Source organism: Verminephrobacter aporrectodeae subsp. tuberculatae (assembly GCF_026127385.1).
GTDB lineage: Bacteria > Pseudomonadota > Gammaproteobacteria > Burkholderiales > Burkholderiaceae_C > Acidovorax > Acidovorax aporrectodeae.
Genome location: NZ_QZCX01000002.1, coordinates 1332409 through 1346131, shown reverse-complemented (window position 1 = coordinate 1346131; position 13723 = coordinate 1332409). Strand labels below are relative to the sequence as shown.

The 13723-nt window shown below is 65.7% G+C and carries 15 protein-coding genes and 1 tRNA gene; 12 read left to right on the top strand and 4 right to left on the bottom strand.

Going from position 1 to position 13723, the window contains the following annotated elements:
- Positions 1-103: 103 nt before the first annotated feature.
- Positions 104-832, bottom strand: coding sequence for a riboflavin synthase subunit alpha (locus D5041_RS14220; protein ID WP_265284979.1), 729 nt, complete (start codon positions 830-832; stop codon positions 104-106).
- Between the two features lie 149 nt (positions 833-981).
- Here D5041_RS14220 and ddpX point away from each other — a divergent pair, with 149 nt between their 5' ends.
- The 11 genes from ddpX to D5041_RS14165 all read left to right on the top strand — a co-directional run bounded on the left by ddpX (position 982) and on the right by D5041_RS14165 (position 10327).
- On the top strand, positions 982-1575 hold the full coding sequence (gene ddpX, locus D5041_RS14215; RefSeq protein ID WP_138927814.1) for a D-alanyl-D-alanine dipeptidase: 594 nt from the start codon (positions 982-984) through the stop codon (positions 1573-1575).
- A 164-nt stretch (positions 1576-1739) separates the two neighbouring features.
- Positions 1740-2186, top strand: coding sequence for an SRPBCC domain-containing protein (locus D5041_RS14210; RefSeq protein ID WP_265284978.1), 447 nt, complete (start codon positions 1740-1742; stop codon positions 2184-2186).
- Positions 2187-2264: 78 nt separating this feature from the next.
- Entirely contained in the window at positions 2265-4184 is a 1920-nt protein-coding gene (thrS, locus tag D5041_RS14205; RefSeq protein WP_010102691.1) for a threonine--tRNA ligase, read from the top strand.
- A gap of 87 nt (positions 4185-4271) precedes the next feature.
- Positions 4272-4874, top strand: a complete 603-nt coding sequence (infC, locus tag D5041_RS14200; protein ID WP_169315374.1) for a translation initiation factor IF-3 — start codon at positions 4272-4274, stop codon at positions 4872-4874.
- 194 nt (positions 4875-5068) lie between these two features.
- Complete coding sequence (gene rpmI, locus D5041_RS14195) at positions 5069-5272, top strand: 50S ribosomal protein L35 (protein ID WP_010102687.1); 204 nt, start codon at positions 5069-5071, stop codon at positions 5270-5272.
- Between the two features lie 25 nt (positions 5273-5297).
- Positions 5298-5657 carry a 50S ribosomal protein L20 gene (gene rplT / locus D5041_RS14190; RefSeq protein ID WP_010102685.1) on the top strand — a complete coding sequence of 120 codons (360 nt, stop codon included), beginning with the start codon at positions 5298-5300 and terminating at the stop codon, positions 5655-5657.
- 148 nt (positions 5658-5805) lie between these two features.
- A complete protein-coding gene (pheS, locus tag D5041_RS14185; RefSeq protein ID WP_265284977.1) occupies positions 5806-6858 on the top strand; it encodes a phenylalanine--tRNA ligase subunit alpha in 1053 nt (350 codons plus the stop codon).
- A 73-nt stretch (positions 6859-6931) separates the two neighbouring features.
- Positions 6932-9379, top strand: a complete 2448-nt coding sequence (gene pheT, locus D5041_RS14180; protein ID WP_265284976.1) for a phenylalanine--tRNA ligase subunit beta — start codon at positions 6932-6934, stop codon at positions 9377-9379.
- A 25-nt stretch (positions 9380-9404) separates the two neighbouring features.
- Complete coding sequence (locus D5041_RS14175) at positions 9405-9731, top strand: integration host factor subunit alpha (RefSeq protein ID WP_010102677.1); 327 nt, start codon at positions 9405-9407, stop codon at positions 9729-9731.
- A 75-nt stretch (positions 9732-9806) separates the two neighbouring features.
- Entirely contained in the window at positions 9807-10238 is a 432-nt protein-coding gene (locus D5041_RS14170; protein ID WP_265256973.1) for a MerR family transcriptional regulator, read from the top strand.
- Positions 10239-10250: 12 nt separating this feature from the next.
- Positions 10251-10327 (top strand) — tRNA-Pro (locus D5041_RS14165).
- Positions 10328-10382: 55 nt separating this feature from the next.
- On the opposite strand, the gene tolA is transcribed toward D5041_RS14165, so the two are convergent.
- The 3 genes from tolA to tolQ are packed head-to-tail and all read right to left on the bottom strand — an operon-like array spanning position 10383 to position 12412.
- A complete protein-coding gene (tolA, locus tag D5041_RS14160) occupies positions 10383-11243 on the bottom strand; it encodes a cell envelope integrity protein TolA (RefSeq protein ID WP_265285103.1) in 861 nt (286 codons plus the stop codon).
- Between the two features lie 31 nt (positions 11244-11274).
- Entirely contained in the window at positions 11275-11703 is a 429-nt protein-coding gene (locus tag D5041_RS14155; RefSeq protein ID WP_010102674.1) for a biopolymer transporter ExbD, read from the bottom strand.
- A 16-nt stretch (positions 11704-11719) separates the two neighbouring features.
- The gene (gene tolQ / locus D5041_RS14150) at positions 11720-12412 is read right to left on the bottom strand and encodes a protein TolQ (RefSeq protein WP_029554171.1); all 693 of its coding nucleotides are present in this window, start codon (positions 12410-12412) and stop codon (positions 11720-11722) included.
- A 455-nt stretch (positions 12413-12867) separates the two neighbouring features.
- Between tolQ and D5041_RS14145 the strand changes: the two genes are divergently transcribed.
- Positions 12868-13662, top strand: coding sequence for an enoyl-CoA hydratase/isomerase family protein (locus tag D5041_RS14145; RefSeq protein ID WP_010102670.1), 795 nt, complete (start codon positions 12868-12870; stop codon positions 13660-13662).
- Positions 13663-13723 lie beyond the last annotated feature (61 nt).

The following is a 13723-nucleotide window of genomic DNA, read 5'->3' as shown; positions in this document are numbered from 1 at the left end:
ACTTCATGCGGACAGACCGAAGCCGCCGATCCACCCGGCGGTGCACGATGTGTTGCTCGACGAGCAGGGCCCTGCTCGTCGAGCCCGGCTACACACGCCGGACTCACGGCGCAGCAGGCGGCCCGCCTGCGTGCGGTGGCCACGCCGGCGGCACGAAGTCTTCGAGCGCCAGGCCCTTTTGCGCAAGCAATTCCTCCAGCACGGGCTGCAGGCGACCCAGGCTTTCGTGCACCGCCTCGCGCACGGTATCCACCAGCACCTGCGTGCTGCGTTCGATCTCAATGTTCAACCGGTCGCCGGCGCGCTTGTGCTCGAACACCGTGGCGCGGCGCGTCTCGGGAATCAGCCACACCTCGAACCAGCCTTCGGCGCGGTTCACCTCGGACAGCGTGAGGCTCGCACCATGGACGGCGATGTAGCCCCGGGCAAAAAGGTATTTGCAAAACGCGGGCGGCACGGCCACGCGCCACACCAGATTGCCCTCGGCCGCGCGCACCCCGGCGAGCGTGGCCGCAAAGTCGATGTGCCCCGACAGCGGGTGCCCGCCGATCTCCGCGCCGTCCCTGGCAGCGCGCTCCACGTTCACGCGCTCGCCCGGCGCGTAATCGCCCAGCGTGGTCAGGTTCAGGCTCTGCTGCATCACGTCGAACGCGGCCGCGGTCGGCGAGGGCCGCCCGGTGACCGTGAGGCACACGCCATCGACCGACACGCTCGCGCCGATGCCCAGGTCCTCGCAGAAGCCCGCGGGGAATTCCAGGAGCAGGCTGCGCAGCCCCGCGCGCGCGTGGACCGCGGCGATGGCGGCGGTGGCCTGGACGATGCCTGTGAACATGGCGGCATTCTGCCATCCGCCGCTCACCCGGCCGGCCCCGCGACGGCTGCGTCTACACTGCCGTGGCTGCAAGCAGCGCCATCCGTGCACGCGAGCGACTGCGCAGTGCCCTTGCATGCGCTCCCCGCATGAACGCCACCCATGACCCCATGCTTCTCGAAACCATTTCTCATCCTTCGATCGACATCGACCTGCTCTATGCCAGCGCCGACAACCTGACCCGGCGGCCCATCTACCAGCGCACGGTCGCCTTGCTGCATCCGCATGCATTGCAGGCCCTGCTGCGCGCCGCTGCGCTCGCCGCAGCGCAGAACCTGCGGCTGCGCGTGTTTGACGCCTACCGCCCGGTGGCGGCCCAATGGCTGTTGTGGAAGGTGCTACCCGACCCGAACTTCGTTGCCGACCCACGCCAGGGCCCGATGCACAGCCGGGGCGTGGCGGTTGACCTGACGTTGGCCAACAGCGCGGGCGAGCCGCTGGACATGGGCACCGACTTTGACGACATGACGGCGCAGTCCGGCCACGGCCGCATCGACGTGCCGATCGTGGCCCAGCGCAACCGCGCGCTATTGCTCGGCCTGATGGTGGCCAGCGGCTTTGCGCACAACCCGAAGGAGTGGTGGCACTACAACCTGCCGCACTGGCGCGACTACCCGCCGCTCAGCGACGAGGTAGAGGGGCTGCGGCTCATGAACTTTCAAGCCGCCGGTGCCGATTCCTTGCTTCCTTCCAGAGAGCGGTGAGCACCCGCACGGGTGTCCTGACCCGCAAATGGCAGCACGAAAGGAAACGCAAGCAGTTCGCGTCATGTTCCGACAAGGTAAGATGCGCGCCCATTCATTCCACGAGATCACTCCCCCGGCCGCTGAGGCTGGCCGTACGCACCGGTACGGGATGGCCCCCCGTCATGACCAAGAAAATCACCACCCGGATCCAGATGGACGCACCTGTGAACGACGTATGGGCCGTACTCGCGGATTTTGCAAATTACCCTTCCTGGAATCCGTTTATCGTCGAGATTTCCGGGCAGTGCACGCTGGGTGCGTCCTTGCGCATTGCGGTGATCTTGCAGCCCCCCAAACGCCAAACCTTTGAAGCGACACTGCTCACCCTGGTCCCCGCGCAATCGCTGGCATGGCGTGGGTCCTGGAAAGGCAGCACATGGCTTTTCTGTGGCCTGCACCAGTTCGACCTTCGGTCCTTGCCGAATGCAAGAACCGAACTGACGCATAGCGAGGCTTTCTCCGGTCTCTTGTCTGCACCCATATTCCACAGCATTCGGCATGACACCGAGCGTGGCTTTGGTGCCATGAATGCAGCGCTCGAGCGGCGTCTCTGTGCATCCTCCACGTAAAGCAGCAGAGGGGATGCGCGCCATGCTTGTTGCCGGGCCTGGCGCACGCGCCCCATTGGCAAGGAAAGAATGACTCCCATGATTCGGATCACGCTCCCCGATGGCGCGCAGCGCGAATTTCCGGGCCCCGTGACGGTGACCGAGGTGGCGGCATCCATCGGCCCGGGGCTGGCCAAGGCCGCCCTGGCCGGCAAGATTGGCGACAGGCTGGTGGACACCAGCCACCAGATCACGGCGGACAGCCCGCTGTCCATCATCACGGCCCGGGACGCCGAAGGGCTGGAACTGATCCGCCACTCCACGGCCCATCTGCTGGCCTACGCCGTCAAGGAGTTGTTCCCCGAAGCGCAGGTGACCGTCGGTCCGGTGATCGAAAACGGCTTCTTCTACGACTTTGCGTACCAGCGCCCCTTCACGCCCGAAGACTTGGCGGCGATCGAGAAGCGCATGCAGGAACTGGCCGCAAGGGACGAGCCCGTCGTGCGCCGCGTGCTGCCGCGCGACGAGGCCGTGGCCTACTTCAAGGGCCTGGGCGAGCACTACAAGGCCGAGATCATTGCCGCAATCCCCGGCGGCGAAGAACTGAGCCTGTACCGCGAAGGCCATTTCGAAGACCTGTGCCGCGGCCCGCATGTGCCCAGCACGGGCCGGCTGAAATTCTTCAAGCTCATGAAGGTGGCGGGCGCCTACTGGCGCGGCGACCACCGCAACGAGATGCTGCAGCGCATCTATGGCACGGCCTGGGCGAGCCGGGAGGAACTGCAGGAATACCTCCGCGTGCTCGAAGAGGCCGAGAAGCGCGACCACCGCAGGCTGGGCCGCGAGCTGGGCCTGTTCCACCTGGACGAGCACTCGCCGGGCACCGTGTTCTGGCACCCCAAGGGCTGGGCCCTGTGGCAGGAGGTGGAGCAGTACATGCGCCGCGTGTACCGCGACAACGGCTACCAGGAGGTCAAGGGCCCGCAGATCCTGGACCAGAGCCTGTGGGAGAAAACAGGCCACTGGGACAAGTACCGCGACAACATGTTCACGACCGAATCGGAAAAGCGCGCCTATGCGCTCAAGCCGATGAACTGCCCCGGCCACATCCTGATTTACAAGCAGGGGATCAAGAGCTACCGCGATCTGCCGCTGCGCTACGGCGAGTTCGGCGCCTGCCACCGCAACGAGCCCACGGGTGGCCTGCACGGCATCATGCGCGTGCGCGGTTTCACGCAGGACGATGGCCATATCTTCTGCACGCAGGAGCAGGTGCTCCAGGAGTGCGCCAACTACACGGCCTTGGTGCAAAAGGTCTACAAGGACTTCGGTTTTACCGACATCATCTACAAGCTGGCGACGCGGCCCGATGCGCGCATCGGCACGGACGAATCCTGGGACCTGGCCGAGAAGGCGCTGATGGACGGCCTGCGCCATTCGGGCTGCGCGTTCGAGATCGCTGCAGGCGAGGGCGCGTTCTACGGCCCGAAGATCGAATACACGCTCAAGGACGCGCTGGGCCGCCAATGGCAGTGCGGGACGCTACAGATCGACCCGAACCTGCCCGAGCGCCTGGACGCGCAGTACGTGGCCGAGGACGGCAGCCGCAAGCGCCCGCTGATGCTGCACCGCGCCACCGTGGGCAGCATGGAACGCTTCATCGGCATGCTCATCGAGCACTACGCGGGCGCCCTCCCCGTCTGGCTTGCGCCGGTGCAGTTGGCGCTGCTCAACATCACCGACGCGCAGGCCGACTACTGTCGCGAAATTGCCGCAAAGCTGCAAAAAATGCTGCCGGGTCAAGACCTCAGGGTTGCGCTCGATCTACGAAACGAGAAGATCACCTATAAAATACGCGAGCACTCGTTGCAAAAGCTGCCGTACATCCTCGTCGCAGGCGACAAGGAAAAGGCCGCAGGCGCTGTCGCAGTGCGTGGCCGGGGCAACCGTGACCTCGGCGTGATGTCCGTTGAAGCTTTCGCCGAACTGATCGCCCAGGACATCGCCACCAAAGTCTGATTCTGGTATGCATGAATTCTTTGGCGCCAGCCATGCACGCGTTTGTAGCTACATAATTTGTAGCATTTGAATTAAAGGAAGATAGTCATCGCTACTGAATTTCGTGATCGTCGCCACCGCGAAGAGCGCAAGCACCGCCTGAACCGGGAAATCCTGGCTCCGGAGGTCCGCCTCTCCGGGCCGGAAAACGAGCCTCTGGGCGTCGTGAGTCTGACGGAAGCCCTGCGCATGGCGGGTGAGTTGGACGTGGATCTGGTGGAAATCGCTGCCACGGCGAAACCCCCGGTATGCCGCCTGATGGACTATGGCAAGTTCAAGTACCAGGAACAAAAGCGGGCGGCCGAGGCCAAGGCCAAGCAAACGGTCATCGAAATCAAGGAAGTCAAATTCCGCCCCGGTACCGATGATGGCGACTACAACATCAAGATGCGCAACATCCGCCGCTTCCTGGCCGATGGCGACAAGTGCAAGATCACGCTGCGCTTCCGGGGACGTGAAATCACGCACCAGGAACTGGGCTTGGCCCTGCTGAATCGTATCCGCGACGATCTGGCTGACAGCATCATCATCGAGCAGTTTCCCAAGTTGGAAGGCCGCCAGATGATCATGATGATTGCCCCGGGCAAGAAAAAGCCGGCGGCTGCCAAACCGGCTTCGGAAGCCGCTTCCGCAACGGGCGCTACGGCCTGACGGCCGAATCCGGGAGTATTCGGGAATCTGAGAGAATGCGCGCGCCACGCCCGCAAGGCGCTGGTGTTCGCAGGCGCTGCCACGGCGGCGCCGAACGAAGGGCGAAAGCCACTTCGACAAAAGTGGCTCGGGGCCAACAAGTTTGCAGATCGGTTTGCAAACGCCTCACGAGCACAATGAACAGGAGCAGTCACATGCCCAAAATGAAAACCAAGAGCAGCGCGAAGAAGCGCTTCCGTGTTCGTCCCGGTGGTACCGTCAAGCGCGCCCAAGCCTTCAAACGCCACATCCTGACCAAGAAGAGCACCAAGAACAAGCGCCACCTGCGGGGTTCGGTTGCCGTGCATGGGGCCGACATGGGCTCCATTGCACAGATGCTGCCGGGCGCCGGCCTTTGACAACCGACGAACAAGGAGTACTCACATGCCTCGCGTCAAACGTGGTGTAACGGCCCGTGCCCGTCACAAGAAAGTTCTCGCCCTTGCCAAGGGTTTCCGTGGTCGCCGCGGCAATGTCTTCCGGATCGCCAAACAGGCGGTCATGAAGGCCGGGCAGTACGCCTACCGCGACCGCCGCACCAAGAAGCGCGTATTCCGCCAACTGTGGATTGCCCGCATCAACGCCGCCGCCCGGGAACTGGGCCTGACCTACAGCCAGTTCGCTGACGGCCTGAAGAAGGCCTCGATCGAGATCGACCGCAAGATGCTCGCCGACCTCGCGGTGCACGACAGGGCGGCCTTTGGCAGCATCGTGGAGCAGGTCAAGGCCAGGCTGGCGGCTTGAGTGTTCACGACCGGTGACCTGGTGTCCTGCCGCGCGAAGATCGGCACATGACGCGGGGCAGAACACTGGTTCGCTTGCCGCGCAGACAAACAACGAGGGTCAGGGCTTGTGAAAAGGCGCTGGCCCTCGTGCATTTTCAAGAGTTGCCATGAATGAGTTGGATTCCCTGGTCGAGAGCGCGGTGCAACGCTTTGCCCAAAGTGCCACCCCGGCCGATCTGGAAAACGCCAAGGCGCAGTTTCTGGGCCGTTCGGGCCGCGTGACCGAGTTCATGAAGGGCCTGGCGCAGCTTGGCGTGGAGGAAAAGAAAGCCCGCGGCGCAGCCATCAATGCGGCCAAGCAGGCCATCGAGGAGGCCCTGAACGCACGCCGCCAGGCCCTGGCCGACGCCGAACTGCAGGCGCAGCTCGAGGCCGAAGCGCTGGACGTGAGCCTGCCGGGCCGCCAGCGCGGACCGGGGGGGCTGCACCCGGTGTCGCTGACGCTCGAGCGCATCCAGGGCATCTTCGGCTCCATGGGTTTCGACGTCGCCGAAGGTCCCGAGATCGAGACCGACTGGTTCAACTTCAGCGCGCTGAACACGCCCGAGGACCATCCCGCGCGCTCCATGCACGACACCTTCTACGTCGAGGGCGGCAGCGCCGGCGCGCCCAACCTGCTGCGCACGCACACCAGCCCCATGCAGATCCGCCACGCGCTGCAGCATGTGAAGAAGCACCGGGCGGCGCTCGATGCGGGCCAGTCCATCCCCGAGATCCGGGTGATCGCCCCGGGCCGCACCTACCGCGTTGACAGCGACGCCACGCACTCGCCCATGTTCCACCAATGCGAAGGCCTGTGGATTGGCGAGAACGTGAGCTTCAAGGACCTGAAGGTCGTCTTCACCGACTTCTGCCGCACGTTCTTCGAGCACGAAGACCTGGTGCTGCGCTTTCGCCCCAGTTTCTTCCCGTTCACCGAGCCCAGCGCCGAGATCGACATCCGCTTCCAGACCGGGCCGCTCGCGGGCCGCTGGCTGGAGGTGGCCGGATCGGGCCAGGTGCATCCCAACGTGGTGCGCAACATGGGACTCGACCCCGAGAAGCACATCGGCTTTGCCTTTGGCATGGGACCAGACCGCCTGAGCATGCTGCGCTATGGCGTCAACGACCTGCGCCTGTTCTTTGACGGCGACATCCGCTTCCTGTCGCAGTTCCAGTAAAGCCGATACCGCAGATTCCTTCCGCGGGGCGCGCTCCCGGTGGCCGCGCCCCGCTACCCACCAGAGTCCGAGCATGCAATTTCCTGAATCCTGGTTGCGCACGTTCTGCAACCCGCCCCTGACGACGGCCGAATTGGCCGAAACGCTGACCATGGCCGGCCTCGAGGTGGAGGAACTGCGCCCCGTGGCGCCGCCTTTCAGCAAGGTCGTGGTGGGCGAGATCCGGCAGGCCGTGCGCCACCCCGACGCCGACCGCCTGCGCCTGTGCCAGGTTGACGTGGGGCAGGCGGCCTTGCTCGACGTCGTGTGCGGCGCGCCGAACGCCCGCGCGGGAATCAAGGTGCCTTGCGCCCTGGTGGGCGCCGAACTGCCGCCCGGTGAGGGCGGCAAGCCCATTCTGATTCGGGTAAGCGAACTGCGCGGCGTGCAAAGCCAGGGCATGCTGTGCTCGGCCCGCGAACTCGGGCTGTCGCAAGAGCACGGCGGTTTGCTCGAACTCGACGCCGGCGCCCCTCCGGGCCAGGACATCCGCGTGCACCTGGACCTGGACGACACCCTGTTCACCCTGAAGCTCACGCCCAATCTCGCGCATTGCCTGAGCGTCCATGGCGTTGCGCGCGAACTTTCGGCATTCACCGGCGCGCCGTTGCAGCAGCCCCCGTTTCCCGCAGTCGCAGCCGGTCTCGGCGACACGCTGCGCGTGAAGGTCAGCGCCAGCGACCTGTGCGGGCGCTTTTCCGGCCGCATCGTGCGCAACGTGAACGCCCGCGCCCGCACACCGCAGTGGATGCTCGAGCGCCTGGCGCGCTGCGGTCAGCGCGGCGTGGCGCCGCTGGTGGACATCTCCAACTACGTGATGTTCGAACTCGGACGCCCCTCGCATATTTTTGACCTCGACAAGATCCACGGCGGCCTGGACGTGCGCTGGGGCCGGCCCGGCGAGCAACTCGAATTGCTCGATGGCCGCCGCGTCACGCTGGACGACAAGGTGGGGGTGATCGCCGACGCGCAGCAGGTCGAATCGCTGGCCGGAATCATGGGCGGCGCCGCCACGGCGGTGTCGGAGGATACGCGCAACATCTACATCGAGGCCGCGTTCTGGTGGCCCAAGGCGCTGGCCGGGCGCTCGCGCCGCTTCCACTTCGCGACCGAAGCCGGCCACCGCTTCGAACGCGGCGTCGATCCGAGCCTGACCGTGGAGCATATCGAGCGCATCACGCAGTTGGTCATCGACATCTGCGCAACGCCGCAGACCGTCTGCGGACCCGTTGACGACCAGATCCTGAACCTGCCCGTGCCACAGCCCGTAACGCTGCGCGTGGCGCGCGCCGCGAAGGTCATCGGCATGCCGCTCACGCAGTCGCAATGCGCCGACGCGCTGCAGCGCCTGGGCCTGCCCGTGGTGCCGGGCGAGGGCTGCCTCACGGTCACGCCGCCCGCGTACCGCTTTGACATCGCGATCGAGGAAGACCTGATCGAGGAAGTGGCACGCACGCTCGGCTACGACAAGCTGCCCGACACGCCCCCCCTGGCACCGATCACGCCCCGGCCTGCGACCGAGACCCGGCGCAGCCCATTTGCCGTGCGCCGCGCGCTGGCGGGCCTGGGCTATCAGGAAACGATCAACTTCAGCTTCGTGCAGGAACGCTGGGAGCATGAACTCGCCGCGAATACCCAGCCCATCAAACTGCTCAACCCCATCGCCAGCCAGATGGGCGTGATGCGCTCGACCCTGCTCGGTTCGCTGCTGCAGGTACTCCAGTTCAACCTGGACCGCCGCAGCGAGCGCGTGCGCGTGTTCGAACTGGGCCGCGTGTTCCTGCGCGACGCCAGCGTGCGCGCCAGCGACAGCACCGTGGAAGGCATTCACCAGCCCATGCGCGTCGCCGCCCTGGCCTACGGCCCGAACGATGCGCTGCAATGGGGGCGCAAGGAGCAGGCCGTCGATTTCTTCGACGGGAAGGGCGACGTCGAGGCGCTGTTGGCCCCGCTGCAAGCCGATTTTGAGCCGGCCAGCCACCCCGCCATGCACCCCGGCCGCTGCGCGCGCGTGCTGCTGCACGGGGACACCATCGGTTTTCTCGGTGAACTGCATCCCCGGTGGCGCCAGTCGTGGGAACTGCCGCAGGCTCCGGTGCTGTTCGAACTGGCGCTCGACGCCGTGCAGCAGCGCGTGCTGCCCCGGTTCCAGCCCGTGCCCAGGCAGCAGGCGGTGGAGCGCGATCTGGCCGTGGTGGTCGCCGAGCGCGTGACGCACGCCGAGATCATGGCCGCGGCGCAGCAGGCCGTACCCGGCACCATGCTGCGCGCGGCCGTGCTGTTTGATCTGTACCGCCCGAAGGCCCGGCGTGCGGGCGAAGAAACGCCCGCAAGTGGCTTGGCAGCAGGTGAGAAAAGCCTGGCCCTGCGCCTGACCCTGGGGCACGACGAGGCCACGCTGACCGAGGCGCAAATCGACGCCGCAGTGCAGGCGGTGGTGGCCCGGCTGGCCCAGTGCACGGGCGCCAGGCTGCGTGTCTGATGGTGTTTTCAAAAGGAGTGAAGCCATGCTCGAATTGGCAGTCGAAAGCCTGGAGACCCCGGCGCTGACCAAGGCGCAACTGGCCGGCCTGCTGTTCGAGCAGATCGGCCTGAACAAGCGCGAATCCAAGGACATGATCGACGCGTTCTTCGCGCTGATCACGCACAGCTTGGCGCAGGGCCAGGACGTCAAACTGACGGGCTTTGGCAATTTTCAGACCCGCGCCAAGCTCCCCCGTCCGGGGCGTAATCTGCACACCGGCGAGGCGATTTCGATCTGCGCACGCCGGGTGGTGACGTTTCATGCCAGCAGCAAACTCAAGGAACAGATCCAGATCGCGACCGCCACGTGAATGCATTGCGTAGCCCCGTGCGTCTGCGGTACGCTTGCCGGTTTTTTCTGCTTGACTTGCTGAATCCAGCACCCCATGGACACACCCTTTCCCTCGATCCCGGCCAAGCGCTACTTCACGATTGGTGAGGTGGCGCAGCTGTGCGGCGTCAAGCCCCATGTCCTGCGTTACTGGGAGCAGGAGTTCACCCAACTGCGCCCCATGAAGCGCCGTGGCAACCGACGCTACTACCAGCACCATGAAGTGCTCATGATTCGCCGCATCCGGAACCTGCTGTACGAGCAGGGCTTCACCATCAACGGGGCGCGCAATCGCCTGCAAGAGCAGGAGCCCGAAGGGTTCGATGCCGCGGCGCCCGATGCGCAAGCACCCGGAACGCCGGAGGAGAGTCTGTGCGCGCCAGGCACCGATGCCCAGGGTGGCCTGCTGGACGCGGATGCAGTGCGCAAGGAGTTATTTGAAATTCGTGCACTGCTGGATCCGGACGGGGGATTTTTCTGCCTATAATCCACCCTCTTTCGGCGTGTAGCGCAGCCTGGTAGCGCACTTGCATGGGGTGCAAGGGGTCGCGAGTTCGAATCCCGCCACGCCGACCATTGATCTTCGATTCCCGCCGCAGCGCTCCGGCTCATGCACGGTAGCGCCTCCGGCTCAATCTCGGGAATCCCGGGGTTGGAAGCCGATTTCCAGCGCAGGGGGAACCCGCCCATCCACATCACGCGGTAGCGTCTCGGTCTTGTCGAGCGCGCGCAGCACGGCCTCGTCCCAGGCCTTGTTCCCGCTGGACTGAATCAGGCGCTTGCCCACGATGCTGCCCTCGGGGGCGGCCCGCACCTCAACCACCGCGCGCGGGTTTCCCGAGAGCGCGTCGGGGTACACGATGTTCGACTTGACCTTGGCGGCCACCTTATCGCCATAGCTGCCCGAAGGCCCCGCGTTGCGCTGGGCACTGCCGGTGGTGCCCGCCGCCATGCCCTGAATGCGGCGCAGGTTGGCTTCGCGCAGTTCGGCCAGCTGTCTGGCCTCCGCCTCGGCCTTGCGCCGGTCTTCGGCGAGTTTCTTTTGCTTGTCCTGCTCGGCCTTTTTTTGCTCGGCAAGCTGCTGCTCGCGCTGCGCTTTTTGCTGACGCTCTTCCTGCTCCAGGCGGTTGCGCCGCTCTTCCTCCTTGCGTTTGCGCTCCTGTTCCAGGCGCTTTTTCTCGCGTTCGATGGCCATGTCGGCCACGCGGGTGTCGGGCTCTTCCTCGGCACGCGGCGGCGGAGGGGGGGGCGTAACCGGTTGCGGCTGCGGCGGTGGCGTGACCGGCTGCGGTGCAGGTGCGGCGCCGTGTTCGGGCACGACGGCCCACAGCTGCGCCTCCACCGCAGGCGTGTCAGCGCTGTTCTTCCAATGCACCCCCCAGGTCAGTGCGCCGATCAACACCGCGTGGACCAGCACCGCGAGCACGATGGCGCGCAGGCGCGCAGGCGCGCGGGGCGGGGCAAATTGGTCGTGGTCGTCGTGCGCGTGCATGGGCGTCTGATTCACGCGGGGCGGGTTCGGTTCAGACACCTTGTCTGACGGACAGACCGACGCGCTGCACGCCCGCCTGGTGCAGCGCGTCCAGGGCCTGGACCACCGTTTCGTAGGGCACGCCCTTGTCGGCGCTGATGAGCACCGCGCCGTCCTGCCCCCGGCTTTTTTGCCAGCGGAGCGCTGCGTCACCGATTTCACGCCGGCTCAGGCTGACGCTGGCCTCGGGCGTCTTGAACTGGAGCGAGCCGTCCTTCTGGACAATGACCTGCGCCATCACCCGGGGCAGGTCTTGGCTCTTCTTGCGCACGCGGGGCAGGTCGATCGTTCCCGGCGTGAGCATGGGCGCCGTCACCATGAAGATGATGAGCAGCACCAGCATCACGTCGATGAACGGCACCATGTTGATTTCGTTGATCGTGCGGCGACTGCGCGACGCCGTGGTGGACATGGTCCGCATACGGGTTCCTTCAGAGTCAGTGGTGTGCGGGCTGCGCGCCCAGATTGCGCTGCAAGATGTTGGAGAACTCCTCGATGAAGGTCTCCTGGTGCGTGGCCACGCGGTCGATGTCACGCGCAAAGCGGTTGTACGCAATCACGGCCGGGATCGCGGAAAACAGGCCGAGGGCCGTGGCCACCAGCGCCTCGGCAATCCCGGGGGCCACGGTGGCCAGCGTCACCTGCTCCATTCCGGCCAGGCCCGTGAAGGCGTGCATGATGCCCCAAACCGTGCCAAACAGACCCACATACGGAGACACCGAGCCCACGGAGGCGAGGAACGACAGGCTGGATTCGACCATGTCCATCTCGCGCTGGAAGCTCGCGCGCATGGCGCGGCGCGTGCCGTCAAGCAGGGTTCCCGAGTCCATGATGCGGCGCTCGCGCAGCTTCTGGTACTCGCGCATTCCGCTGGCAAAGATGCGTTCCATGGGGCCGATCCGTGCGGCGTTTCGGGCGGCGCCGGCGTACAGCTCATTGAGGCTGGTGCCGGACCAGAATTCGCGCTCGAAATCTTCGTTCAGCGCCTTCACGCGCTTCAAGGAAAACAGCTTGCGGAAAATCGCCGCCCAGCTGGCGACGGATACGCCCAGCAGCAGCAGCATGACGAGTTGCACCACCCAGCTGGCGTGCAGCACCAGAGAGACGATGGACATGTTTGGGGAGTTCATGGAAGAGTCGTTGCGGAAGGGTCTTGGAATTTTTGCGCAGCGCAGCATTGTCAACGATGCCCGGCCCCTGTTCTGCAGGGCGGCGATAACCGCAGGTAGCACCGTCCAGGCCGGCCGGTGGCTGCGCTGACCGCACATCGGCTACGACAGGCCGGCCGCTGCTTGAGTTCCCGCAAGCGCTGTCAGCCCGAGTCCGAAGAACACAGACGCAAAGAATTTGCGACCAATCGGCGGCCCCCATTATCGGATGCCGTCGCAGCATCCGGCATGCAGGTCCGCGTGGCGGTATGCCCGATGCCCGCATGGGTCATGGTCGCATAGGATGAGGTGCCCGAGTCCGGCCGACGTTGTTCGGTCAGAACCCGATCTGAGCCCATCCGGGCCCCTGCCCTCCCGCGCAGCACGCCAATCGACTACCGGGCTACCGCGCGCCATTCTTGTTGGAATGAATCCCGATGACCGAAGCCGCCGTCCTGCTCGATTGCTCCGAGGGCATTGCCCAAATCACCCTGAACTGCCCCCGGACGCGCAACGCCCTGAGCCAGCAGATGCGCGAGGAACTGGCCGCAGCGATTGCCCGGGTGCGCGACGCCGACACCGTGCACGCCGTGCTGCTCAGCGGCGCGGGGAGCGCTTTCTGCTCCGGCGGCGACATTACCCAGATGCTCGACGCCACGCAGGGCGGCATGGCCTGGCGCGAGCGCATCCGGCAACTGCACCGCTGGCTCCCCGAACTGATGAATATGGAAAAACCCGTCATTGCCGCCGTTGACGGTCCGGCCTTTGGCGCCGGGTTCAGCCTGGCGCTGGCCGCTGATTTCATTCTGGCCACGCCACGCGCGCGCTTTTGCGCCGTGTTCGGTCGCATCGGGCTCGTCCCCGACCTCGGCGCCATGCAGTTGCTGCCGCGCATCGTGGGCCTGCAGCGCGCGAAGGAACTGGTGTTCACCGCGCGCACCATGGCGGCCGAGGAAGCGCGTGCGCTGGGCATCGTGTACGACATCGTCCCCGAGGCGCAGTTGCAAACCCGGGCGCGCGCGCTCGCTGCGCGCTTTGCCGACGCCTCCACGGCGGCCCTGGGAATGGCCAAGTCAATCATGAACCAGGCTTTCCAGCTTGACGCCCACGCCATGGCCGAGATGGAGGCCTACGCCCAGACGGTGGCCCACAGCACCGACTACCACCAGCAGGCCGTGGCCCGGTTCCAGGCCCGCGAACCCCTGCGCTTTGACTGGGATCGCCAGGGCTGAATGCCGCGCCCAAGCACCCGTGCGGCGGCCACCCGGTCACCCCGTCAGCGGCACAGTCCAA